The organism is Lentzea sp. NPDC058436, from assembly GCF_042721515.1.
Taxonomy (GTDB): Bacteria; Actinomycetota; Actinomycetes; order Mycobacteriales; family Pseudonocardiaceae; genus Lentzea.
Window position 1 is genome coordinate 1 of the sequence record NZ_JBHXLF010000030.1, and the last position, 23,373, is coordinate 23,373.

General features: G+C 69.3%; 21 protein-coding genes and 1 riboswitch. Of the genes, 7 read left to right on the top strand and 14 right to left on the bottom strand.

All coding sequences use genetic code 11. The annotated features are described in order from the left end of the window. Positions 1–306: 306 nt before the first annotated feature. Positions 307–1,647, bottom strand: a complete 1,341-nt coding sequence (locus ACFWN2_RS43165; RefSeq protein WP_382436470.1) for a polysaccharide lyase 6 family protein — start codon at positions 1,645–1,647, stop codon at positions 307–309. Between the two features lie 44 nt (positions 1,648–1,691). Then, on the bottom strand, positions 1,692–2,126 hold the full coding sequence (locus ACFWN2_RS43170) for an NUDIX hydrolase (RefSeq protein ID WP_382436471.1): 435 nt from the start codon (positions 2,124–2,126) through the stop codon (positions 1,692–1,694). A gap of 73 nt (positions 2,127–2,199) precedes the next feature. Here ACFWN2_RS43170 and ACFWN2_RS43175 point away from each other — a divergent pair, with 73 nt between their 5' ends. Both ACFWN2_RS43175 and ACFWN2_RS43180 read left to right on the top strand, forming a co-directional pair. After that, the gene (locus tag ACFWN2_RS43175; protein WP_382436472.1) at positions 2,200–3,129 is read left to right on the top strand and encodes an SPFH domain-containing protein; all 930 of its coding nucleotides are present in this window, start codon (positions 2,200–2,202) and stop codon (positions 3,127–3,129) included. After that, positions 3,129–3,341 (top strand): hypothetical protein, encoded by a 213-nt coding sequence (locus tag ACFWN2_RS43180; protein ID WP_382436473.1) that lies wholly within the window; start codon positions 3,129–3,131, stop codon positions 3,339–3,341. Before ACFWN2_RS43175 ends, ACFWN2_RS43180 begins: the two co-directional genes overlap by 1 nt. Here ACFWN2_RS43180 and ACFWN2_RS43185 read toward each other — a convergent pair. Beyond that, a complete protein-coding gene (locus ACFWN2_RS43185; protein WP_382436474.1) occupies positions 3,338–4,081 on the bottom strand; it encodes a PIG-L deacetylase family protein in 744 nt (247 codons plus the stop codon). The two genes, ACFWN2_RS43180 and ACFWN2_RS43185, sit on opposite strands and share 4 nt — an antisense overlap. A 144-nt stretch (positions 4,082–4,225) precedes the next feature. Here ACFWN2_RS43185 and ACFWN2_RS43190 point away from each other — a divergent pair, with 144 nt between their 5' ends. The 3 genes from ACFWN2_RS43190 to ACFWN2_RS43200 all read left to right on the top strand — a co-directional run bounded on the left by ACFWN2_RS43190 (position 4,226) and on the right by ACFWN2_RS43200 (position 7,787). Continuing rightward, positions 4,226–6,490: a glycoside hydrolase family 3 N-terminal domain-containing protein gene (locus tag ACFWN2_RS43190; RefSeq protein ID WP_382436475.1), complete on the top strand. Its 2,265-nt coding sequence runs from the start codon at positions 4,226–4,228 to the stop codon at positions 6,488–6,490. A 125-nt stretch (positions 6,491–6,615) separates the two neighbouring features. Next, positions 6,616–6,882 carry a 30S ribosomal protein S20 gene (gene rpsT / locus ACFWN2_RS43195; RefSeq protein ID WP_089928157.1) on the top strand — a complete coding sequence of 89 codons (267 nt, stop codon included), beginning with the start codon at positions 6,616–6,618 and terminating at the stop codon, positions 6,880–6,882. Positions 6,883–6,983: 101 nt separating this feature from the next. Further along, on the top strand, positions 6,984–7,787 hold the full coding sequence (locus ACFWN2_RS43200) for a hypothetical protein (protein WP_382436477.1): 804 nt from the start codon (positions 6,984–6,986) through the stop codon (positions 7,785–7,787). 1 nt (position 7,788) lies between these two features. Here the strand turns inward: ACFWN2_RS43200 and holA are convergent, their stop codons facing one another. Beyond that, complete coding sequence (holA, locus tag ACFWN2_RS43205; RefSeq protein WP_382436478.1) at positions 7,789–8,757, bottom strand: DNA polymerase III subunit delta; 969 nt, start codon at positions 8,755–8,757, stop codon at positions 7,789–7,791. Between the two features lie 87 nt (positions 8,758–8,844). Next, positions 8,845–8,990, top strand: a riboswitch (SAM riboswitch). An 11-nt stretch (positions 8,991–9,001) separates the two neighbouring features. Here holA and thrC point away from each other — a divergent pair. Continuing rightward, positions 9,002–10,258 (top strand): threonine synthase, encoded by a 1,257-nt coding sequence (thrC, locus tag ACFWN2_RS43210; protein WP_382436479.1) that lies wholly within the window; start codon positions 9,002–9,004, stop codon positions 10,256–10,258. Between the two features lie 28 nt (positions 10,259–10,286). On the opposite strand, the gene ACFWN2_RS43215 is transcribed toward thrC, so the two are convergent. From ACFWN2_RS43215 to ACFWN2_RS43260, 10 genes are all read right to left on the bottom strand, one after another. Next, entirely contained in the window at positions 10,287–13,112 is a 2,826-nt protein-coding gene (locus ACFWN2_RS43215) for a DNA internalization-related competence protein ComEC/Rec2 (protein ID WP_382436480.1), read from the bottom strand. Between the two features lie 1,057 nt (positions 13,113–14,169). Then, positions 14,170–14,868 carry a helix-hairpin-helix domain-containing protein gene (locus tag ACFWN2_RS43220; RefSeq protein ID WP_382436481.1) on the bottom strand — a complete coding sequence of 233 codons (699 nt, stop codon included), beginning with the start codon at positions 14,866–14,868 and terminating at the stop codon, positions 14,170–14,172. Positions 14,869–14,955: 87 nt separating this feature from the next. Then, positions 14,956–15,849: a DegV family protein gene (locus tag ACFWN2_RS43225; RefSeq protein ID WP_382436483.1), complete on the bottom strand. Its 894-nt coding sequence runs from the start codon at positions 15,847–15,849 to the stop codon at positions 14,956–14,958. Between the two features lie 20 nt (positions 15,850–15,869). Further along, positions 15,870–16,583, bottom strand: coding sequence for a diglucosylglycerate octanoyltransferase (octT, locus tag ACFWN2_RS43230; RefSeq protein WP_382436485.1), 714 nt, complete (start codon positions 16,581–16,583; stop codon positions 15,870–15,872). Then, positions 16,580–17,185: a histidine phosphatase family protein gene (locus tag ACFWN2_RS43235; RefSeq protein ID WP_382436487.1), complete on the bottom strand. Its 606-nt coding sequence runs from the start codon at positions 17,183–17,185 to the stop codon at positions 16,580–16,582. Before ACFWN2_RS43235 ends, octT begins: the two co-directional genes overlap by 4 nt. 8 nt (positions 17,186–17,193) lie before the next feature. Next, complete coding sequence (gene rsfS / locus ACFWN2_RS43240) at positions 17,194–17,577, bottom strand: ribosome silencing factor (RefSeq protein ID WP_382436488.1); 384 nt, start codon at positions 17,575–17,577, stop codon at positions 17,194–17,196. A 142-nt stretch (positions 17,578–17,719) separates the two neighbouring features. After that, the gene (locus ACFWN2_RS43245) at positions 17,720–17,923 is read right to left on the bottom strand and encodes a cold-shock protein (protein ID WP_030468099.1); all 204 of its coding nucleotides are present in this window, start codon (positions 17,921–17,923) and stop codon (positions 17,720–17,722) included. Positions 17,924–18,008: 85 nt separating this feature from the next. Continuing rightward, positions 18,009–18,590 (bottom strand): nicotinate-nucleotide adenylyltransferase, encoded by a 582-nt coding sequence (nadD, locus tag ACFWN2_RS43250; RefSeq protein ID WP_382436489.1) that lies wholly within the window; start codon positions 18,588–18,590, stop codon positions 18,009–18,011. Positions 18,591–18,772: 182 nt separating this feature from the next. After that, positions 18,773–19,942, bottom strand: a complete 1,170-nt coding sequence (locus tag ACFWN2_RS43255) for a cytochrome P450 (RefSeq protein ID WP_382436490.1) — start codon at positions 19,940–19,942, stop codon at positions 18,773–18,775. A 17-nt stretch (positions 19,943–19,959) separates the two neighbouring features. After that, the gene (locus ACFWN2_RS43260; RefSeq protein ID WP_382436546.1) at positions 19,960–21,258 is read right to left on the bottom strand and encodes a glutamate-5-semialdehyde dehydrogenase; all 1,299 of its coding nucleotides are present in this window, start codon (positions 21,256–21,258) and stop codon (positions 19,960–19,962) included. Positions 21,259–21,288: 30 nt separating this feature from the next. Here ACFWN2_RS43260 and ACFWN2_RS43265 point away from each other — a divergent pair, with 30 nt between their 5' ends. After that, entirely contained in the window at positions 21,289–23,373 is a 2,085-nt protein-coding gene (locus ACFWN2_RS43265; protein WP_382436491.1) for a RecQ family ATP-dependent DNA helicase, read from the top strand.

The following is a 23,373-nucleotide window of genomic DNA, read 5'->3' on the forward strand; positions in this document are numbered from 1 at the left end:
ATATTACTGGCTGTGTTTCGGCACGCTGTTGAGTTCTCAAAGAACACGCGCTCACCGGTTCCAGTCTCCGTTTCCGGAGGCTTTCTCTCGGGGCTGTGTTTGAAGCTTATTTGGTCTTGCTTCCCGGTGTCAAATCGGCCTCTCGGAGGCTCTTTCTCTTCCGGTTTTTTGGCCAGGCCCGTTCCGGTCTGTATTTCCGGCCCGCTTCGCTCTGACATGGAGAACATTACACGGGCCTGTTTCGATCTCCAAATCGGGGGGTCCTGGTAGCCGCCACATGGGCGGCTACCAGGACAAATGCGTTCATCAGGGTGCGGAGACCCCGACATCGGCCTTCGTCAGCGGCTTCCGAACCGACGAAGAGCTGTACTCATCCGCTCCGACATCAGACTTGCCGGAACGCGACTGCGGGTCGAAGTCACGCGTCACGTACGAGTACGTGCCCGCGGAAGAGTCGATCGCCGGGCTTCCCGACGCGAGACGCAGCAGACCGTTCGCGTCACGCACGAGCTTCGGGTCGACGGTCCGGTAGCCGTTCGGCATGCCGGCGGTGCCGCCCCACGCGATGTTGCCCTCGTACTTGACCGTCGAGCCGGACATCAGGTCGACGAGCTTCGAGGACGAGCCCTGGATGACGTTGTTCGCGAGCACGCAGTCCTTGGGTGCGTAAGTACCGGTGTCGCTGTCGACCACGGCGCCCGTGCCGACGAGGGTGTTGAACGCGACCGTCACGCGGTCGGGGCGGTCGTGCGACGTGGAGGTCGGCCCGCTGTCCGTCTCCGAGCCCTTCCCGAACACGATGGCGCGGTCCCCGGAGTTCTGCACGTAGTTGTTGAAGACCTTGTGGTCGTTCCCGTGGAACCGGATGCCGCTGCCGAACAGCAGGTTGCCCTCGACGGTGGTGCGGTTGCCGTGACGCAGGACGATGTAGCCCTTGCTGTCGCGGATCGTGTTGAAGCGGACCGTGTTGTCCGAGGACTTCACGGAGATTGCCTCCGGGTCGCCGTTCGCCTTCTCGAAGAGGTTGAACTCCACGACCGCGTTCGCCGACTTCGACTGCTTGTGGCTGTAACCGAGCCGGATCGACTCGCCGCCGTTCGCTCCGGAGAAGCTGTGGTTGTAGAAGTAGTTGTGGTGGATCCACGTCCTCTTGGCGATCTCGCTGCCGGGACCCGTGATCTGCAGGTAGACGCCCTCGTTGCTGCGGTTCGAGAACGTGTTGTGGTCGACCTGGACGTCGTCCGCGCTGACGGTGAGCGAGGCGCCGTCCTTGTTCCCGTTGTAGGTGTTGCGGGTGATGCGCGTGGCCTGCGCTTCCACCGGGACGGACATCGTGCTGGTCCCGTCGAACACGAACCCCTCGATCGTCACGTCTCGGACGGCCCCCAGTTCGAGGCCTCCGCGCGTGAAGACCGTGCGGCCGGCGTGCGCGGCGGCGACGGTGATCCCGGACTTCGTGATCTTGACGGGCTGGTCGGTGGCGTGCACACCCTTCGCGAGGACGATGCGCTGACCAGGTCGTGCGGTGTCGAGAGCGGCCTGCAGGGAGGACACGCTGGACACGCCGACGACGGCAGCGAAAGCAGGCACGTGAACGAAGGACGACAGCAGTGCGGCCGCGCCGACTGCGGCCAGTGATCGGATCATTCGCCAACTCCGGTGTTGGGTCGTCGGCGGCGGTAAGAGGGAAGCTACCGCAAGATTCCGGCGGGTGGGGTAGTCCGATACAGACCAAGGGCGGTGTCCAGCGACGGCACTCGCTCCAGTTGTCCGATGTCTGCGAGCGGGAACCACTGGGCGAGGTCGGTCGAGCCGTTCACCTCGTTGCGCAGCTCGCCGCCCACGATCCGCACCTCGTACATGATCCGAAGCGCGTGGTAGTCGCGGTCGGGCTCCTCGCGGAACTCGGAGTCGATGCCGAGCAGGCGGACGACCTCGGCGACGTACCCGGTCTCCTCCTCGACCTCGCGGACGACCCCGTCGTACGGGTGCTCGCCGTGGTCGATGCCTCCGCCGGGGAGGATCCAACGTTTGCCCTTCGGGCCAGTCCAGCGCGCGAGCAGGATCTCGTCGTCCTCGTTGATGCACACCCCGTACGCGGCCACGCGCTGCTTCTTCGCCCTCATGCGACGCAGCGTAACTTGCGATCACGGCGAGAAAAGTGATATCACTTAGCTACTACTTCGATAGGGGGTCCGAATGAGCGCGACGATCGAGGCGACAGTGCACATGCCCGCACCAGTCGTCCGTGAGAAGCACGCACGGGAGCTGCCGGGTCTGCCGATGTTCTTCCTGGGGTTGGCGGTGTTCGCGGTGGCTGTGTGGACGATCATCACGGGAATCGACTCCGCCGTCGCGACCGAAGAGGCGCCGGTGGGGTCGCTGATCACCAGCGTCCTGCTGTTCCTGGCGGCGGCGCTGATCTGGAAGGGACTCTTCACCGTCGCGCCCGGCGAGGTGCGGGTGCTGCAGTTCCTCGGCCGTTACGTGGGCACGTCGCGCACGGACGGTCTGCGGTGGGCGAACCCGCTCACCACGAGGCAGAAGATCTCCGTCCGCATCCGCAACCACGAGACGGCGACGCTGAAGGTCAACGACGCCGACGGCAACCCGATCGAGATCGCCGCGGTGGTCGTGTGGCAGGTCGAGGACACTGCGCGCGCACGGTTCGAGGTCGACGACTTCGTGCGGTTCGTCGGCATCCAGACCGAGACGGCCGTGCGGCACATCGCGAACAGCTACCCGTACGACAACCACGCCGAGACCGGCCTGTCGCTGCGGGAGAACGCGGACGAGATCACCGAGACGCTGGCGATCGAGATCGCGGCACGCGTGCAGTCCGCGGGCGTGAAGGTGATCGAGTCACGGCTCACGCACCTCGCATACGCGCCGGAGATCGCCCACGCCATGTTGCAGCGGCAGCAGGCGGGCGCGGTCGTGGCGGCGCGGACCCGGATCGTCGAGGGTGCCGTCGGCATGGTCGAGCTCGCACTGGAGCGGCTCGCCGCGCACGAGGTCGTCGAGCTCGACGAGGAGCGCAAGGCGGCGATGGTCTCGAACCTGCTCGTCGTCCTGTGCGGTGACCGTTCCACTCAGCCCGTGGTGAACACCGGTTCGCTGTACACCTGATGGCTGATCGCAAAAGCGTTCTGCTCAGGCTTGATCCGGCGGTGCACGACGCGTTGAGCAGGTGGGCGAACGACGAGCTGCGCAGCACCAACGCGCAGATCGAGTTCCTGCTGCGGCGTGCGCTGGCGGAGGCGGGCCGGCTGCCCGGCGAGGCGAAGAAGATGCCTCGCCGCGGCAGACCGCCGAAGAACCCCGACGGCGACCAGTCCTAGAGCTCCGGTGGTGCCTGGAGGTCGTGGGCGCGGAAGAGCACGGCGTGCTCGACCCCCATGGCCTCGCCGCTCATGGCGGTGAACTTCGGGATGAAGTCCGCGGGCGCGGGATGCCCCGGCAACGCGGCGAGGTACGCGGCGTGCGCTTCGAGCGAGGCCACGCCACGCCTCAGCGGCTCCCCCGTCACGTCGACGCCGTGGGTCGCGCCCGAGCCCATCGCGGTCGTGAGGTACCAGCGCGGGGAGTGCGGTTCGAGACCCTCGTCGACCTGCTCGGGGAAGACCCAGCGGTTGCCCGCGTCGCGCAGCGCGTCGAGGGTCGCGAGGCCGGCCGCGCGGTGGTCGGCCTGGTCGAAGCCCCAGGGCGTCTCGACCTGGAACGCGCCGCCGAGCACGACGTCGGGCCTGAACCGGCGGATCTCGCGGCAGATGTCGCGGCGCAGGTCGAGGCCGTAGACCAGGACTCCGTCAGGGTGTTCGAGAACGGTCAGGTGCTCGACGCCGACGACGGCGCACGCTGCCTGTTGCTCGGCGACGCGCAGCCGGGCGGTCTCCTCCGGCGGGTTCGGCATCCCGGCCTCGCCTCGGGTCAGCAGGAGATAGCCGACCTCGATGCCTTTGGCGGTCCAGCGGGCGACCGCAGCGGACGAGCCGTACTCCATGTCGTCGGGGTGCGCGACGACGCAGAGCACCCGTGTGAACGACTCCTCGGGTAGGGCGGGCAGTGTCATGCCGGCCATTTTTCCTCCTTTCGGCGCAGGTGGCTGATCAGGCGTTTCACCAGCATGAAAACGCTTGCAGTGAGTTCCTCCGTTCGGAGGTGTGCTCTTCTCACTCCCCCACGCGATGGTGTGCGGCGGGCGCACCGGGAACGTGGAGGAGTCTTGTCTTTGTTCTCCCGCAAACGCGCCGGTCTCGGCGTGCTGGGCGTCGCTGTGGTGATCGCGTCGCTGACACCGGCCGGTGGTCTGGCGGCCGGCAAGGAGCTCTACCTGGACAGCCGGGCGTCGACGGAACGGCGGGTCGAGGACCTGCTCCGGCGGATGACGGTCGAGGAGAAGGTCGGGCAGATGGCCCAGATCCGCGTGGGGAAGCTGCGCGGTGACTGCAACAACGTCAACGGGCCGTTGGTGGACTCGTGTCTGAAGGCCGTCCTCTCGGACGCTTTTGTCGGTTCGATCCTGTCCGGCGGTGGTGACTCACCGGTCGAGAACACGCCCAGGGCGTGGGCCGAGATGAACAACGCCATCCAGCGCTATGCGTTGGAGAAGAACAGGTTGAAGATCCCGATCATCTACGGGTCGGACGGCGTGCACGGGCACAACAACGTCATCTCCGCGACGATGTTCCCGCACCAGATCGGGCTCGGTGCGACGTGGGACCCCTCGTTGCAGGAGAAGATCGGGGTGTCCGCGTCGAAGGCGTTGCGCGCTACAGGTGTCTTTTGGAATTTCGCACCCGTCTCGGACATAGCGCGGGACACGCGGTGGGGCCGTTACTACGAGACCTACAGCGAGGACCCGTTCCTGTCCGGGCAGCTGGCGGCGGCGAACGTGCGCGGGCAGCAGTCCAAGGTGGACGACACGGCGCAGCTGACCGCGACCGCCAAGCACTTCGCGGGGTACTCGGCGCCTTCGAACGGGCACGACCGGGCGGCGGCGCAGATCCCGATCCGGCAGCTGCAGGACCTCGTGCTGCCGTCGTTCCAGGCGCAGTTCGACGCGGGCGTGCGCACGGTGATGATCAATTCCGGCTCTTTGAACGGCGTGCCGGTGCACGCGTCGAAGTACATGCTGCAGACGCAGTTGCGCGACCGCATGGGGTTCAAAGGCGTGGCGGTCTCGGACTGGCAGGACATGCGGTACCTGGTGGACCGGCACAAGGTCGCGCCCGACTACAAGACGGCGATCGCGATGAGCGTCAACGCCGGTGTGGACATGGCGATGGAGCCGTCGAACGCGGCCGAGTTCACGTCCCTGTTGCTGGCGAACGTGCGTGACGGCTCGGTGTCGCGCGGGCGGATCGACCAGGCCGTGCGGCGGGTGCTGACGCTCAAGTTCGACCTCGGGCTGTTCGAGAAGCCGTACGTGGACCCGGCGAAGGCCGACGGCAACGTGGTGGGCGTGGACCGGGACCTGGCGCGTCAGGCGGCGGCCGAAGGAACCGTGCTGCTGAAGAACGACGGTGTGCTGCCGTTGTCGGCCGGTGCCAAGAAGATCGTCGTGACCGGTGAGACGGCGGACGACGTGCGTCGTCAGCTCGGCGGCTGGACCGTCGAGTGGCAGGGCGTGCCGGACGACTCGCCGTTGCCGCCCACCGCGACCGTGCTGACGGGGGTGCGCGAGGCCGTTCCTGGTGCGTCCGTGGTGCACGCTCCGACCCAGGCCGCGGCGGTGTCCGAGGCGGCGGGTGCGGACGCTGTGGTCGTCGTGCTGGGCGAGAAGCCCGGTGCGGAGGGTCCCGCGGACACGGAGAACCCGGTGCTGACGGCCGAGCAGCAGGCGTGGGTGGACGCGGTGCAGGCGACCGGCAAGCCGGTGGTCGTGGTGCTGCTGACCGCGCGTCCGCAGGTGCTCGGTGCTGCGGCGGACGCGAACGCGCTGGTCGCGGGCTGGTTGCCGGGCAGCGAGGGCGGCAGGGCGATCGCCGACGTGCTGTTCGGTGCGGTGAACCCGAGCGGCAAGCTGCCGATCTCGTGGCCACGGGCGCTGGGCGACCCAACGCTGACCTACGACCAACTGCCGGGCGCGAACACCTCGGCCGGAGCGAAGTACGACCCGCTCTACGCGTTCGGGCACGGGCTGTCCTACACGTCGTTCACGACCTCGGGACCGTCGGTGTCGGTGGACCGTTCGAACGGGGTGGTGAAGTTCACCGTGGCGAACACCGGAGGGCGTACGGGCACGGCCGTGGTGCCGGTCTACGTGCGTCAGCCGGCCTCGCCGGTGCTGACCCCGGACGCCCGTCTGGTGGGCTTCACCCGCGTGGAACTCGCTGCGGGACAGTCGAAGCAGGTCGAGGTGTCGTTCAAGCTCTCGCAGCTGGCCCTGACCGTCGGCGACGTGGACGGGGACGGACGCCGCGAGGTCACCCGTGGCGGCTACGAGGCCGTGGTGGGTGCCGACAAGGCCGCCTTCACGGTGCGCTGAGCTGGCCTGATATCCTTCGTCGTCGTGAACGCGCGGCTCTCCGCCGTGGAGGAGACCCGGCCCTCGTGGCCGGCGCCGACCAAGCGCGTCACGAACCCCGGTTTCGACAAGAAGGGTGATGTCGCATGGCGAACATCAAGTCCCAGCTCAAGCGGATCAAGACCAACGAGAAGGCCCGCCTTCGCAACAAGTCGGTCAAGTCGTCCCTGAAGACGGCCATCCGCAAGTTCCGCGAGGCTGCCGAGGCCGGCGACAAGGCGAAGGCCCTGGAGCTGCTGCAGGACGCGTCCCGCAAGCTCGACAAGGCCGCCAGCAAGGGCGTCATCCACGCCAACCAGGCCGCCAACAAGAAGTCGGCGATGGCGCTGCGCGCGAACTCCCTCGAGGGCTGATCTCGCACGCGGAGCTTCGAGCTTCTGCACTTCTGCGAAAGGGCTCCACTTCCTCCGGGAGGTGGGGCCCTTTTCGCGTCTCTGGTGTAGGCGTAGACCTCATGGAATCGCTGCCGCGCCTCGACTTCTTCGAGCTGCACGACCTCGACGGCACCCCGCCCGTGCTGCGGACCCTGCACACCGAGTCGATCCTGACCATCTACCGGCTCACCGACGCCGCCCGCGAGTACGCGCGCCCGTTGGAGCTGGCACTGCGATCAGGCGCGGACCACCGGATCGTCGACCTCTGCTCGGGCTCGGGCGGCCCGGTGCCGCTGATCCAGCGACGGCTGCACGCCTCGGGCGTCCACACCCAGGTCACGCTGACGGACCTGGTGCCGAACGTGCACGCGTTCGACCGCGTCGCCGCTTCCAACAGGCGGCGGCTGCCCTCCTGCTGTTCGGTGGACCACGTGCCGTCGCCGGTCGACGCCACGGACTGCCGGGTGGAGGGAACGCGGACGATCTACGGCGCCTTCCACCACTTCCCGCCCGCGCTGGCCACGCGCATGCTGCAGAACGCCGTCGACACCCGGCAGCCTCTCGTGGTCGTGGACACCAAACGGTCGTGGCTCTACGTGCTGGTCTTCCCGTTCTTCCTCACGCTCGCCGTGCTGCTGGCCGCACCGTTCCAGCGCAACCCGCTCCCCCGCTACCTGCTGCGGCTCGCGCTGACGTACCTCGTGCCGGTGCTGCCGTTCATGATGTTCTGGGACAGCGTCGTGTCGTTCCTGCGCATGTACGGGCGCGCGGAACTGCAACAGCTCGTGGACGGCCTGACCGACACCGACACGTTCACCTGGACCATCGGTGTCGAACGCGGCTTCACGGGCGCCCAGTACCTGATCGGGATTCCCAGGCCATGACCTAACGACGGCTGTGCGCGGCCACGATCCGGAGCACGGCGCGTTCCAGCGCGTAGTCGGCGTCGGCCGCCACGCCCTTCACGTCCGCGTTGAGCCCCGCGACCACCTGCATCGCGTCGGCGAGACCCGACTGGTCCCAGCCGCGGGCCTGCGCCTGCGCCTTCTTGATCTTCCACGGCGGCATGCCGAGCGGCCCTGCCAGGCTGAACGGATCGGCACGGCCAACGGCGGACACCCGTGCGATCGTGCGCACCGCGTCCGCCAGCGCGTCCGCGACCAGCACGTGCGGCACGCCGAGCTGCATGGCCCAGCGCAACGCCTCCATGGCGCCCGCCCTGTCCCCGACGACGGCCTTCTCCGCCACGGCGAACCCCGTCACCTCCGCCTTGCCCTGGTGGTAGCGGCGGATCTCCTCGACCGTCACCTTGCCATCGGTGTCGGACACGAGCTGCGACGCCGCCGCGGAGAGCTCGCGCAGGTTCGTGCCGACGGCGTCGATGAGCGTGGCGACGGCCTCCGGGTCGATCTTCCCGCCCGCCTGCCGAACCTCGTTGCGCACGAACGCCTCGCGCTCGGCTGGCTTGGTGACCTTGGCGCACTCGGTGACCGCGGCACCGGCCTTCTTCAGCTGCCCCGGCAGGTCCTTCGCCGCCTTGCTGCGCCCACCGCCCGTGTGCAGGACGACGAGCGTGACCCCGTCCGCGGGCGCCTTGACGTAGGAGAGCACCGTGTCGGCGACCTCCTTGCCGATGTCCTGCCCGTTCTGCAGGACGATCACGCGACCCTCCGCGAACAGCGACGGACTCACCAGTTCGGCGAGCTCGGGAGGGGTGAGATCAGTCACCGGGACGCGGGTCAGGTCGGCGGTCGGATCGACCTTCCGCGCGGCCTCCAGAGCCGCTCGAACAGCCCGTTCGACCAGCAGTTCCTCTTCACCGACGACGAGGTGCAGTGACTCCGGTGCGCTCACGAACGGCATCCTCCCACGTCTCGGATCGTGGGCGTCTGTGGCTCTGCAACCGACAGATGCCGTAGGTTGGTGGCCACAACTGAACACCGCTCATCCAGAGGGGCAGAGGGATCGGCCCGAAGAAGCCCCGGCAACCGGCGTCAGCGCTGTGTGCACATACCTGTGGACGCATCTGAGCGCAGACGATCACGGTGCCAATTCCGACCCGTTCGATTTCGCGGGAAAGATGAGGAGATACCTCGCGATGACTGCTGTCACTGTGCCCACGAGCACCCAGTTCGACCTCGGCCCGGCCCGCGCGCTGTTGTGCCGTGAGTGTGGCAATGAAACCCCTCTCGCTCCTGAATACGCCTGTCTCGAGTGTTTCGGGCCGCTGGAAGTGGCCTACGACTTCGGGAAGATCCGGCGCGAGGACATCGAAGCCGGCCCCCGGTCCATCTGGCGCTACCGCGGCCTGCTCCCCGTTCCGTCCACTGTGGAACAGCACCCGAACACAGACCCCGGCGGCACCCGCCTGGTCGAGGCCCACAACCTCGCCAAGGCCCTGGGTGTCCGCAAGGTCTGGGTGAAGGACGACACCGGCAACCCCACGCACTCCTTCAAGGACCGCGTGGTCGGCGTGGCGCTCGCCGCCGCCCGCGAACTCGGCTTCAAGGTGCTGGCCTGCCCGTCCACCGGCAACCTGGCCAACGCCGTCGCCGCGGCCGCAGCCCGCGCCGGCTGGAAGTCCGTCGTGCTCGTCCCCTCCAACCTCGAACGCGCCAAGATCCTCATGAGCGCGGTGTACGAAGGCGCCCTGATCGCCGTCGACGGCAACTACGACGACGTCAACCGCCTCGCCCAGGAGCTCGCCGCGGAGAACGAGGACTGGGCGTTCGTGAACGTCAACGTCCGCCCGTACTACGCGGAAGGCTCCAAGACCCTCGGCTACGAGGTCGCCGAGCAGCTCGGCTGGCGCCTGCCCGACCAGATCGTCGTGCCGATCGCGTCCGGCTCGCAGCTCACCAAGGTCGACAAGGCGTTCCGCGAACTCGGCCAGCTCGACCTCGTGGAAGCCTCGCCGTACAAGGTGTTCGGCGCGCAGGCCACCGGCTGCTCCCCGATCTCGGCCGCCTTCAAGGCGGGCCACGACGTCATCCGCCCGGTCCGCCCTGACACGATCGCCCGTTCGCTGGCGATCGGCGCCCCGGCCGACGGCCCGTACGTGCTCGACGCGGTGCGCCGCACCAACGGCGCCATCGAGGACGTCACCGACGAAGAGGTCGTCGAGGGCATCAAGCTCCTCGCCCGCACCGAGGGCATCTTCGCCGAGACCGCCGGCGGCGTGACCGTCGCGACGGCGAAGAAGCTGATCGAGACGGGCCAGCTCGACCCCGACGGCGAGACCGTGCTGCTCATCACCGGCGACGGCCTCAAGACCCTCGACGCACTCGGCGACACGGTCGGCCCGCGCGCGACGGTCCCGCCGTCGGCCGAGGCCGTCATCAAGGCTCTGGGCTAGATAGGCACTGGGCTAGATCAGCGCTGGGCTAGATCACGGCACCACCTCCTCCTTCCGGCTCGGGGACGCACGCGCGTCCCCGAGCCGCGTCGTGTCGGCCCTGAACGCGTTGCCTCACAAGGCGATCGCGTCCGTCTTGAGCCAGCCGGTGCGCGGGAAGCGCAGCAGGCCATCGACCACGTGCGGCCCGACCTGCTCCACGGTCGCGCGCCACGCCACGATCCGTTGCGGCCACGGGGCTTCCGCCTTGAGCGCGTTGTAGTGGTAGTCGTGCCAGACGTCCGGCGCGATCCTCAGGCCGTCGTCGAACACGTGCTCCGCGGCGAGGTCGTACGCCTCCTCCGGCGACTCGGCCTTCGTCGGCGGCAGTACGTGCGTGGTCGTCGCCCTGTACGTGACGGCTCGGGTGCCGTCGTCGAGCGTTTCGCAGATGTAGTAACCGAAATCGGGTTTGAGCTCGTCGTGCGGCCACGGCGTCGCCGAGTAGTTCGTCTGCCACAACGCCCACGCGAGACCTGGCGTACCGCCGGCGATCGGGTAGCGCGCGTTGAACAACCTGACCCAGACCATCTCTTCTCCTTCGTACGATTCGGTTTCCCGGCAGGACCGCCAGGTCGCCGTCCTTGTCCGTGCGCAACACCAACGCGCCTCCCGCCCGCAACACGTCGATGACGTGCTGGCTCGGGTGCCCGTACCTGTTGCCCGTGCCGACGCTCACCAGCGCCACCCGCGGCCGCACGGCCTCGAGAAACGCGGGCAACGAGTACCGCGACCCGTGGTGCGGCACTTTGAGCACCTCGGCCTTCAGGTCCCGCTCCCCCAGCAACGCCGCCTGGCCGGCCAGTTCGACGTCGCCGGTGAGCAACACCCGGCCTGCCCTCGTGTGCGCTCTGAGCACGAGCGAGTAGTCGTTCACCGTCGTGTTCTCGTCCTCGGCGACCGGCGGCCGCCTCGGTCCCATCACCTCCAATTCCAGTCCTGGCAAGGCGAACCGCTCGCCCGCCTTCGGCTCCACGACCCGCACGCCGTGGGCGCGCGCCCGTCTGCTGACCTCCCTCCACGCCCACGCGGGCTCCTTGAGCGGCCCGACCGCGACCGCCCCCACCGCACGCCCGGTGAGCACGGCGTCGAGCCCGCCGACGTGATCCGCGTGCAGATGCGTCAGCACCACCAGCGGAATCCTCTTGATTCCCAACGTCTTCAGGCACCGGTCAACGGCACCGGGATCGGGCCCGGTGTCGACCAGCACCGCCGTCTCGGCATCGTCGGTCGCGAGGACCAGGGCATCGCCCTGCCCCACGTCACAGCTGACGACCTTCCACCCGTCGGGCGGCCACACCGGCGACACCACTCTCAGCGGCACCAGCACCACGAACCCGCCGACGAGCACCGCGACGACCAACGTGCGCGTCTTCTTGAACCGCAACAACAACACGATCAGGACGGTGACCGCGGTCAGCGCGATCGCCCCGACCCAGCCGTCCGGCCAGCCGACCGCCGCACCGGGCACGGCCGACGCCTGCCGCCCGACCACGACCAGCCAGCCCACCGCGGGCCCGGCGACGTGGGTGACGACCTCGGCCACCTGAGGCGAGATCGGCGCGACAGCAGCCGCCACCACACCCAGCACCGTCGCCGGCGCGACCACAGGCCCGGCGACCAGGTTCGCCACCACCGACACGAGGCTCACCTGCCCGGACAACCCGGCCACCACCGGCGCCGTGGCCAGACTCGCGGCCATCGGCACGACGATCGCCTCGGCAACCCCGTTCGGCACACCACGTTTCTTCAGCGCCCGCGCCCACTTCGGCGCAACGAGCACCAACGCGGCCGTCGCCACCACGGACAACGCGAACCCGGGATCACCACCCAGCGCCGGATCGTGCAGCACCAGGACGAGCACCGCAGTCGCAAGACTCGGCACCGCGGACCGCTGCCGCCCCACCACCAACGCCAGCAACGCGACGGCGCCCATGACCGCCGCCCTGAGCACGCTCGGCTCAGGCCCGGCCAGAACGACGAACCCGATCAGCGCGAGAAGTGCCGCACCGGCCGCCGGACGTGGCCCGAGACGCCTCGTCAGGAGGTAGACCGCGCCACACACGATGGCTAGATTCGCGCCGCTCACCGCAAGCAGGTGAGCAAGCCCGGCCGTCCGGAACTCCTCGACGATGCGCGGCACCATCTGCTCGGTGTCGCCCACCACCAGTGCGGGCAGGAGTCCGGCTTCTTCGTCGTCCAGCACCGCACTGGCTTGTCTGAGGCCGTCGCGGTGCTTGTCGGCCCAGGTCTGCCAGACCGGTGGCGGCTGTGGGTTCTGCGGCGGACCCCGAACTCGGAGCAACGCCGACGCCAGGTCTCCGCCCCTCGGTGGGGCGAGGGTGCCCTTGACCGTGACCTTCTGGCCTGGCAACAGATCCCGCCACTTGTCCGCCGGGGTCAGGAGCACCAGTTGGGCGCCGTCCGCCGTCGCTCTGATCACGACGTTCTCCACACCCGCCTGGGTGCCGCCGAAGCCGGCGGCGCGGATTCCTTTCGGTCTTGTGGTGAGTTCGACGGTGAGGGTGGTGCTGCGGCCTTCGTTCGCGGCGAGGCGGAGCGGGTGGGATTCGGCCCTCAGGACGTGGCCGCCCACCCAGGCCGCCGCCACCGGGCCGGAGATCAGGAGGGCTATCGCGCAGGTCCTGGTCCACCAGGCCTTTCGCCAGGCTGTCAGGCCGATCAGTCCTGCTGCGAGGCCGGTGATCGCTGCCGCCTGCCAGTTCAGGAAGAGGCCTGCCACGGCTGTCGTCCAGACTGCGGCGGCTGCTGGGACCAGGCGGTAGTCGTGGGCTATCGGGTGTTTGCGGGGCATCCGGGCCTGCTTGGGGTGGTGGGGCTCGGGTCACGGGTAGGGCTTGGGTCACGGGTAGGGCTTGGGTCAGGGGTGGGGCTGCCTTGGCGGGGTTGGGGCAGCTTCGGGCGGTGGGGGCGGTGTGGGGGTGGCTGGATTTGGGGGCGCCTGGCTGATGGGTGGTGCCAGGTGGTGTCGATGCGGGGGTGGCGGGGTGTGGTGGTGATGCGGACGGACGGCATGGGTGGGTCCGATCGGTGAGAGGGGCGGGAGGTTGCGGGGCGGGAGTTGCGGGGTGCAGCGGGCCACTGGGGCAGGGCGGGGAGCGGCGGGGCGGGAAGGGCCGCGGGGGGCAGGGCGGGGCGCGGGGCAGGGGCGCGGGGGCAGGGCTGGGCGCGGGCAGAGCGAGGCGGGGAGTTGCAGGGTGGGTGGGCGGCTGGGGCAGAGCCGCGAGGCGGGCTGGGAGGGATGGAGCCGGGAGGAGAGCGCGGGGCAGCCGGGCTGAGAGGGAGCAGTGGTGTGGGCGGGGGCAGGGGTGGAGGCAGGGGTTAGGTGAGCTGCCTGGAGGCGTCTGAGTGGGTGGGTGGACGGGCGAACTGGCAGGTGGGTGGGTGGGTGGGTTGGCTGGGGAGGCAGGGATGTGGCGCAGCGGCGGGAGGGCGGGCGGAGGTTAATCGGCGGCCGGGCTAGTGGTGAGAAGCGTGGGTGCCGTGCGGTTCTGTTGCTTGGCAGAAGCGGCAGGGGCGCTGTGTGAGGAGCAGCGGGGCTGGGTGCTGTGGCGCCGCCGAGGGTGGTGAGGCTGGGTGCGGTGGCGCCAGCGGAGGCGCTGGGGTGGGGTGCGGTGGTGTCGTTGGGGGTGGTGGGAAGGCTGCGGCCAGGAGGTGGCGGAGGGCCCTGGTCAGTGGGCGGCGGCGCGTGCGGCGGGGGCTGGTTTGGGGGTGGTGTAGCGCGAAGGTGAGGGTTAGGGGGCGGGTTAGGTTGTTGTGGTCGGCTGGGAGCTGGGTGTTGCGAGTCAAGAGGCGGTACTGGGCCCTGGTTCGGTGGTAGAGGGCTGCGGCTCTTGTGGTGGCGGCGGCTGTCATGTGTGGACCAGGTCGGCCAGGCGGGCGAGTTTCGACTCGCCTATGCCTTCCACGTCTCGGAGTTGGTCCACCGAGGTGAAGGGGCCCTTGCGGGTGCGGTGGTCGACGATTCGCTGAGCCGTCACCGGGCCCACGCCTGGGAGGGCGTCCAGCTCTGTCGGGGTGGCGGAGTTCAGGTTCAGCTTCGGCTGGGGGGCGCCTGGTTGGGCCGCGCCCATCTGTGGTGGGGGTGGGATGCCCACCGCTATCTGCTCGCCGTCGGTTAGTTTGCGGGCCAGGTTCAGGTTGTGGAGGTCCGTGCCCGGCTTCATGCCGCCTGCCAGGGTGATGGCGTCGGCCACCCTGGCGCCGGACGTTGCCGTGACCAGGCCTGGGGTGGCCACTTCGCCGATGACGTTCACGACCAGTTCTGGGGCCGGGGCCGAGGTGCTCACCAGCGCCAGGTCCGGGGCGGGTTCGGCGGCGGGGCTCTGCCACCAGCTGCCCAGGCCTATCACCGCGCACGCCACGGCCACGCCCAGTGCTAGCAGGCCTCGGCGTGGGAGGCGCGGCAGGGAGAAGCGGCGGCGGGGTGGGCCGTGTTCGTCCGAGTCCTCCGACCGCGCGTAGACCAGGGTCGGGTCGGCTCGCACCTTGTCGGCCAGGGCTGCCAGGCGTTCGGTCGGGAGGGGGTCCGGCTGGGGGCGGGGGAACATGCGAGCGACGTTACGGAGCGGGGTGGGTGGGGAGGTGGGGTCGGCTCCGGGTCTGTGGATTACTCGCGGGTTGTGGACAGGTCGCGATCACTCGGCGTTCTGGGGCGGGGAATTGTCGGGGGTGTGTGGGAGGCTGTCCGGTCCTCCTGGCAGCACCACGACGCCCAGCACGCCTGGGCCCGTGTGCGCGCCGATCACCGCGCCCACCTCCGAGATCACGCATCCCGTCGAGCCCGGCAGGCGTTCGTCCAGGCGGGTCGCCAGTTCCGCGGCGCGTTCGGGGGCGGCCAGGTGGTGCACGGCCAGTCCGACGGGACCGTCGCCCGCCGCGGCCGCCGCCAGGTCGACCAGACGGCCCACCGCGCGGCCCATCGTGCGGACCTTCTCCAGCGGCACGATCCGGCCGTCGTCCATGTGCAGCAACGGTTTCACGGCCAGCGCGGTCCCCACCAGCGCCGCCGCCGTGCCGATCCGGCCGCCTCGGCGCAGGTGCTCCAGCGTTTCGAGGCAGAAGAACATCCGCGTCTCGGCAGCGGCTGCCGCGGCGGCGGCTTCCACCTCGGCGGAGGAGTGTCCTGCGGTCACGGCCGCGCAGGCGCGCAACACCGAGAAGCCGAGCCCCATCCCCGTCGACCGCGAGTCGACCACGCGGATCCGGGACGGATCGACCTCCTCGGCCGCCAGCCGTGCGGCCTCCCACGTCCCGGACAGCTCACGGGAGAGATGCACGGACACGACCTCGTCCGACGTGGACAACGCCTCGCGGTAGACGTCGGCCATCTCACTGGGAGTAGGCCGCGACGTGGTCACCCGGCGGTGCTCGGCGAGAGCGCCGGCCAACTCGAAGGGACCGAAGTCGACGCCGTCGAGGCGTCCGGCACCGTCCACCGCCACGTGCAGCGGCACCACGGTGATCGCATGGCGCTTCGCGAACCCCTCGGGCAGATATGCCGTGGAGTCGGTGACGATGGAGATGCGCACGAGCGACGAGCCTACGTGGCTCACTCCTCCGAGGGACTCAACGCCACGGACGAGATGAGTTCGGCCATCGCCTTGCCCACGAGCTCGTGCCCTTCCCAGCCCCAGTGCATCCCGTCCGGGTTCCCGGCACCGGAGCGCACGTGCTCCCCGATCACCGCGGGGAGATCCAGCAACGGCACCCCCGCACCTGAGGCCCACCCGCGCACGGCCGCGACCGCAGCCGCGTGCCCCTGATGCGCGTACGCGTACGTGGCCGCGCGGTGCACCGACGGCACGATCCCGACCGCCGGCATCGTGTACTGAAGATTCCGAACGGACTGCAGCATGTCCCGCAGGTAGCGCGCCGTCAGCGCGGGAGGCAGCGACGCGCGCGTGTAAGGCGCCAGCCGCGGCTGCACGAACTGATAACGCGCACGCACCCACCGACGCAACCAGTCCGGCCGCACATAACGCAGCCCCTCGCGCAGGTACGTGGGCAACGGCGAGGGCAGCGTGTCCATGCTTCCCACCGCGAACACCAGCACGTCCGTACGGGGCAGCAACGACCAGATCCGCGGATCCCCGGTCAGCGCCCACCAGGCGTCCCGCGCCGTCCACCCGAACCCGGCCGCGAGCTCCGCCGAACCACCCAGAGCCGAGGCACAGACGTTGTGCCACAGCTGCGGATGATCAGCGGGCAGCGGCCCGGAAGGCCCGAAGAACGACAGCGAGTCCCCGAGGACGAGCAGTCTCAACGCGTGGTGCCCGCGTTGTACGACGACAGCCGCCACCGGTCGTTGCGGCGGGTGAACACGGTCCAGTGGCAGTTCGAGATGCCACCGAGCTGCGACCAGTTCTCCACCGGCAGGTCGAGCAACCGCCCGGTCAACGCGCTGATCAGGCCACCGTGCGCGCACAGCAGGACGGTCTCGGAGAACTCCGCGTCGACCTCCCGCACGACCTGGATGGCCCGCTCGGCCACGTCGACGCGGGACTCGCCGTCGGGCGGCGTGTAGGTCGGGTCGGTGCGCCACACGGCGACGGCACCCGGCCACTCCTGCTCCACCTCGGCGATGGTCAGGCCCTGCCACTTGCCCAGATGGGTCTCGCGCAGCCGTTCGTCGATCCGCAGCGGAACGTCCGCGGACGACGTGAACACCCCTGCGGTGTTGCGCGCGCGTTGCAGGTCGGAGGCCACGACGATCTCCGGTTCGAACCCGGCGAGCACCGGGACGGCGAACCTGGCCTGGTTCAAGCCGGTCTCGGTGAGCGCCGAGTCCAGATGACCCTGCAGACGACCGGTCGCGTTGTAGTCGGTCTCACCGTGCCGCCACAGCACGAGCCGGCTCAGGGCCATCAGCTACCTCATTCAGCCGTGGATTCGGCGGGAACGTCCGCTTCGAACTCGATGCGCGGGCAGTCCTTCCACAGCCGCTCCAGGCCGTAGAAGCTGCGCTCCTCGACGTGCTGCACGTGCACCACGACGTCGACGAAGTCCAGCAGCACCCACCGGCCCTCGCGGGCCCCTTCGCGGCGCACCGGCTTCTTGCCGGCCTCCCGCAGCTTGTCCTCGATGTTGTCGACGATCGCGCCGACCTGCCGCTCGTTGGGAGCGGACGCGATCACGAACACGTCCGTGATCACGAGCTGGTCGGAGACGTCGAGCACCGTCACGTCGTGCGCCTTCTTGTCTGCCGCTGCGTTCGCCGCGACCAGCGCCAGCCGTCGTGCCTCGTCGGTGGCTGCCACGTCACTCCTCTGACTTCCGGCGGGCGTCGATACGCCCACACGAGTTACTGAGGGTACCGGCGAGCGCCAAACGGGTACTTCACGCCCAGGCATGACGAAGGCCACCTCAGCGCCCTGAGGTGGCCTTCACCTGCGCCGAAGCTTAGAGCGGGCGGACCTGCTGGGCCTGCGGCCCCTTCTGGCCCTGGCCGACCTCGAACTCGACCTTCTGGTTCTCCTCGAGCGAACGGAAACCCTTGGACTGGATCTCCGAGTAGTGCACGAAGACGTCTGCCGAGCCGTCGTCGGGCGCGATGAACCCGAAGCCCTTTTCGGCGTTGAACCACTTCACGGTGCCTGTAGCCAAAGTCTTGCCTTCCACGAACCAGCAACAACCCGCTGATTGTTGCTCCCCGCGCGCTCGGATGCACGCAAAATCCACTCGAAGGTGGTTACGACTCGGAGTACAGGCCTGTTTTCGCGATGTACTGGACTACTCCGTCGGGCACGAGGTACCAGACGGGCTGACCTGAGGCTGTACGTGCGCGGCAGCCGGTCGAGGAGATCGCCATGGCCGGGACCTCGACGAGCGAGACGGACCCCGGCGGCAGGTGGCGGTCGTTCAGCGTGTAGCCCGGACGGGTGACCCCGATGAAGTGGGCCAGGTCGAACGCGTCGGCCGCGCGCTTCCACGACAGGATCTGCTCCAGCGCGTCGGCGCCGGTGATGAAGAACAGGTCGGCGTCCGGGTACTGCTTCTTGAGGTCCGTGAGCGTGTCCACGGTGTACGTGGGGCCGTCGCGGTCGATGTCGACCCTGCTGACCGAGAACCGGGGGTTGGAGGCCGTGGCGATGACCGTCATCAGATAGCGGTCCTCGGCGGCGGAGACCTCCCGCGACGCCTTCTGCCAGGGCTGACCCGTCGGCACGAAGATCACGCGGTCCAGGTCGAACCTGGCCTGCACCTCGCTGGCGGCCACGAGGTGGCCGTGGTGGATGGGATCGAACGTGCCACCCATGACGCCGATGCGCATCAAAACAGCGTAGACCGGCGGCGGGCCGCTCCCGAGACCCGACGCCGGTCGTGCTGATCACACCGAACGGCCCAGGGGGAGGGCGGGCCGTGCGGGTCGCGGCTCACCCCGAAGCAAAGCCGCGCGCACTGGAGGAACGCGCGGACCGCTCCCCCATGACGCGGTTCGCCCAAGATTTTTCCTCACCAGGCCACGACGAGCCTCAAGGGGCCTCTGACCAGCGAACCCTTGCGGAACTCGACCGGCTCGGCGAGCCGCAGACCGGGCATGCGGCGCAGCAACGCGCCCAGCGCGACCTGCAGTTCCATCCGTGCGAGCTGGGAGCCGAGGCAGAAGTGGATGCCGTGGCCGAACTGCATGTGCTGGCCGACCTCACGCTCCAGGTCCAGTTCGGCGCCGCTGGCGTACATCAGCTCGTCACGGTTCGCCGACGACACGACCACCAGCAAGGCGTCACCTTGCTTCACGAGCGCGTTGCCGACCTGGACGTCCTCGGTCGCGATGCGGGGGAAGCCGGCGCCGCTGCCAAGCGGGATGTACCGCAGCAGTTCCTCGATGGCGTTGGGCAGCTTCTCGGGGTTCTCGCGGAGGCTCTTCATGTCCTCCGGGTGTTCGAACAGCGTGATGACGCTGTTGGCGAGCATGTTGGCCGTGGTCTCGTGCCCGGCGACGAGGAGCGTGATGCCGAACCGGACGAGTTCGTCCTCGGACAGCCGGTCGTCGTTGTCGCGTGCGGCGACAAGCGCGCCCATGAGGTCGTCCGTGGGATGCGCACGGCGCTTCGCTACGAGTTCGACGAAGTAGGCGTGCAGCTTCATCATGCCGTGCATGGCCTCTTCGGGCGTGTGACCGCCGACCGTGGCCAGCACCTGGTTCGACCACGTGCGGAACTCGTCCCGGTCCTCGAACGGCACGCCGAGCAGCTCGCAGATGACCGTGATCGGGAACGGCATGCTGAAGCCTTCGACCAGGTCACCGGGGTTGTCCAGGCGGTCGAGGAGGTCGTCGGTGATCTGCTGGGCACGCGGCCGCAGTGCCTCGATCCGCCGCACCGTGAACGCCTTGGACACCAGCCGGCGCATGCGCGCGTGGTCGGCGCCGTCGTGCGTGAGGATCGACCCGCCCGGCGCGATGAGCGGCTGCATCCGCGGCACGTCCTGGCCGACCGTCAGCGCACGGCTGAACCTCGGGTCGCCCAGGACGAACTTCGTCTCTTCGTACGACGTGACGAGCCAACCCTCGCCGCCGTACGGGTACGTCACGCGAGAGACGGGCTCATCACGCCGTAGACGTTCATAGGTCGGATCGAGGGTCAGGCCGTCAGCTTCGGAGAACGGATAGGTGGGAGCCATGTCTCCGAACGTAGGAGCTACGCCTTCGGGCGTGTGTGTCCTTCGCCCCACACGACCCATTTAGAGGACGTCAGCTCCGTTAGGCCCATCGGACCGCGTGCGTGCAGCTTCTGCGTGGAGATGCCGATCTCCGCGCCCATGCCGAACTCCGCGCCGTCGGTGAAGGCCGTGGAGGCGTTGACGAACACCGCCGCCGCGTCCACACGGGCCGTGAACCTGCGCGCCGCCGCCACGTCGTTCGTGACGATGGCCTCGCTGTGGCCGGAGCCGTACGTCGCGATGTGCTTCACCGCGTCGTCGAGGGAGTCGACGACCTTCGCCGCGATGTCGAGGCTCAGGTACTCGGTGCCCCAGTCGTCGTCGTTGGCTTCAACAACATCCGCCTGCTGTGCGAACTGCTCGTCGCCGTGGATGGTCACGCTTTCCTGCTGCAGCGCCTTGGTGATGCGCGGGACGAACTCGTGCGCGACGTCCTTGTGCACCAGGAGGGACTCCGCCGCGTTGCAGACGCTCGTGCGCCGCGTCTTGGCGTTCAGGACGATCGCCTCGGCCATGTCGAGGTCGGCGTGCGCGTCCACGTAGACGTGGCAGTTGCCGACACCGGTCTCGATCGTGGGAACCGTGGCCTGCTCGACGACGGCGTTGATGAGGCCGGAGCCGCCGCGCGGGATCACCAGGTCGACCAGGCCGCGCGCGGTGATGAGGTGGGTGACGGACGCGCGGTCGTGACACGGGAGGAGCTGCACCGCGTCGGCCGGCAGGTTCACGCTTTCGAGTGCGTCGCGCAGGACTTCGACGAGCTTGGTGTTGGAGTTCTCCGCGGTCGAGGAGCCCCGCAGCAGAGCGGCGTTGCCCGACTTCAGCGCGAGGCCGGCGGCGTCGACCGTGACGTTCGGGCGGCCCTCGTAGACCATGCCGACGACGCCCATCGGAACGCGGACCTGTTTGAGTTCGAGACCGTTCGGCAGGATGCCGCCGGTGATCACCTGACCGACCGGGTCGCCCAGTCCCGCAACGGTTTCCAGACCGGTCGCCACGCCCTCGATGCGGCTCTCGTTCAGGGTGAGGCGGTCAAGGATGTTGTCCGGGAGACCTGCTGCCTTGCCGGCGTCGAGGTCCTTCTGGTTGGCCTCGATGATCTCCGGCGCGCGCTTGCGGAGCGCGGTGGCCATCCCGAGGAGCGCGGTGTCCTTGCGCTCGCGGGTGGCGAGGACGAGTTCGTCGGCGGCGACACGGGCGCGGCGAGCTGCCGCGTGTACCTGGTCGCGCAGGTCATCAGTCACGCCACACAGCTTACGACCTGCGACAATCACAATTGTCAGAGTGGCCTGGCAAGCTTGCCTCCCATGGACGACATCGCGTTGCGAGAACTGGCGGAGGAACGGCTCCGGGCACTGGCGGGCCCGGAGGCGGCACTGCGCGAGGACCAGTGGACCGCGATCCACACGCTCGTGGCCCAGCGCCGCAGAGCTCTCGTCGTCCAGCGCACCGGCTGGGGCAAGTCGGCCGTGTACTTCATCGCCACGGCGTTGTTGCGTCAGCTCGGCGAGGGGCCGACGGTCATCGTGTCGCCGTTGCTCGCGTTGATGCGCAACCAGATCGACGCGGCGGCGCGGGCCGGTGTGCACGCGGTGACGATCAACTCGGCGAACCCCGGCGAGTGGGACGCCGTGCAGGAGCAGGTCGCGGCCGGCGAGGTCGACGTGCTCCTGGTGAGTCCGGAGCGGCTGAACAACCCCGACTTCCGCGACTCGGTGCTGCCTTCGCTGACGGCGTCGGCGGGCATGCTCGTCGTCGACGAGGCGCACTGCATCTCGGACTGGGGGCACGACTTCCGGCCCGACTACCGCAGGCTGCGGACGTTGCTGACAGAGCTGCCGCCGGGCGTGCCGGTGCTGGCGACGACGGCCACGGCCAACAACAGGGTGGTCCACGACGTCACCGAGCAGCTGGGGCTCGGGGCCGAGGAGGGCACGCTGGTGCTGCGCGGGCCGCTGGACCGCGACAGCCTTCGCCTGTCGGTCGCGCTGCTGCCGACCGCGGAGTCGCGGCTCGGGTGGCTGGCCGAGCAGCTCGAACGCCTGCCGGGTTCCGGGATCATCTACACGCTCACGGTGGCGGCGGCGGACGACATCGCGGCGTTCCTCGCCTCGCGCGGCTTCGCGGTGGCCGCGTACTCGGGCAAGACCGAGCCCGCCGAACGGGAGCGGGCCGAGGAGGACCTGCTGGGCAACAAGGTCAAGGCGCTCGTCGCCACCTCCGCGCTGGGCATGGGTTTCGACAAGCCGGACCTGGGGTTCGTCGTGCACGTCGGCGCTCCGTCCTCGCCGATCGCGTACTACCAGCAGATCGGCCGTGCGGGCCGTGGTGTCGAACGGGCCGAGGTGGTGCTGCTGCCGGGTCACGAGGACCGCGACATCTGGGCGTACTTCGCGTCGCTGGCGTTCCCGCCCGAGGTGGTGGTGCGGCAGGTGCTGTCCGCGCTCGACGGCGCGGGCAGGGCGCTGTCGACGGCGGCGCTGGAGCCGATGGTCGAGCTGTCGCGCGGCAGGCTGGAGGTGGTGCTGAAGGTGCTGGACGTCGACGGCGCGGTCCGGCGCGTGAAGGGCGGCTGGGAGTCGACGGGCCGGCCGTGGGAGTACGACGGCGAGCGGTACGCGCGCATCGCGGAGGCGCGCAGGGCCGAGCAGCAGGTCATGGTCGACTACCTGCGCACCGGCACGTGCCGGATGAAGTTCCTGCAGGACCAGCTCGACGATCCGACCTCGCACGAGTGCGGGCGCTGCGACAACTGCACCGGCGAGCGGTTGTCCGTCGAGGTGTCCGACACCGCGGCGAGCGCTGCCAGGGAACGGCTGCTGCGCCCCGGCCTGGACGTGGCGCCGCGCAAGATGTGGCCGACGGGCATGGGCGCGATCGGCGTCCCGCTGTCCGGCAAGATCCCGGCGACCGAGGTGGCGGCCACGGGCAGGGCGCTCGGCCGTCTCACGGACATCGGGTGGGGCAACCGGTTGCGCGATCTGCTGGCCGACGGCGGCGACCGCGAGATCCCGGACGACGTGTTCGCGGCGTGCGTGAAGGTGCTGACGGCGTGGGACTGGGACGAACGGCCGGTCGGCGTGGTGACGGTCGGCTCGCGCCGGCGCCCGCAGCTGGTCGGCAGCTTCGGGCAGAAGATCGCCTCGATCGGGCGGTTGCCGTTCCTCGGCACCGTGTGGCTCGGCGAGTCGACGCACAAGGCCAACTCCGCGCAGCGCCTCGCCGGTCTGGTGCGGTCGGGCGAGACGCCGAAGGTGTCCGATGTGGACGGTCCGGTGCTGTTGGTGGACGACCACATCGACACCGGGTGGACGATGACGGTAGCGGCTCGGATGCTCAGGAAGGAGGGGGTGTCCGCCGTGCTGCCGTTCGCGCTGGCGGTGACGAACTGA

Bases quoted from the DNA above. Each gene is read 5' to 3' on its own strand.
- ACFWN2_RS43165 (WP_382436470.1), bottom strand. From the start codon at position 1,647: ATGATCCGATCACTGGCCGCAGTCGGCGCGGCCGCACTGCTGTCGTCC.
- ACFWN2_RS43170 (WP_382436471.1), bottom strand. From the start codon at position 2,126: ATGAGGGCGAAGAAGCAGCGCGTGGCCGCGTACGGGGTGTGCATCAAC.
- ACFWN2_RS43175 (WP_382436472.1), top strand. From the start codon at position 2,200: ATGAGCGCGACGATCGAGGCGACAGTGCACATGCCCGCACCAGTCGTC.
- ACFWN2_RS43180 (WP_382436473.1), top strand. From the start codon at position 3,129: ATGGCTGATCGCAAAAGCGTTCTGCTCAGGCTTGATCCGGCGGTGCAC.
- ACFWN2_RS43185 (WP_382436474.1), bottom strand. From the start codon at position 4,081: ATGGCCGGCATGACACTGCCCGCCCTACCCGAGGAGTCGTTCACACGG.
- rpsT (WP_089928157.1), top strand. From the start codon at position 6,616: ATGGCGAACATCAAGTCCCAGCTCAAGCGGATCAAGACCAACGAGAAG.
- ACFWN2_RS43200 (WP_382436477.1), top strand. From the start codon at position 6,984: ATGGAATCGCTGCCGCGCCTCGACTTCTTCGAGCTGCACGACCTCGAC.
- thrC (WP_382436479.1), top strand. From the start codon at position 9,002: ATGACTGCTGTCACTGTGCCCACGAGCACCCAGTTCGACCTCGGCCCG.
- ACFWN2_RS43215 (WP_382436480.1), bottom strand. From the start codon at position 13,112: ATGCCCCGCAAACACCCGATAGCCCACGACTACCGCCTGGTCCCAGCA.
- ACFWN2_RS43220 (WP_382436481.1), bottom strand. From the start codon at position 14,868: ATGTTCCCCCGCCCCCAGCCGGACCCCCTCCCGACCGAACGCCTGGCA.
- ACFWN2_RS43235 (WP_382436487.1), bottom strand. From the start codon at position 17,185: ATGGCCCTGAGCCGGCTCGTGCTGTGGCGGCACGGTGAGACCGACTAC.
- nadD (WP_382436489.1), bottom strand. From the start codon at position 18,590: ATGCGCATCGGCGTCATGGGTGGCACGTTCGATCCCATCCACCACGGC.
- ACFWN2_RS43255 (WP_382436490.1), bottom strand. From the start codon at position 19,942: ATGGCTCCCACCTATCCGTTCTCCGAAGCTGACGGCCTGACCCTCGAT.
- ACFWN2_RS43265 (WP_382436491.1), top strand. From the start codon at position 21,289: ATGGACGACATCGCGTTGCGAGAACTGGCGGAGGAACGGCTCCGGGCA.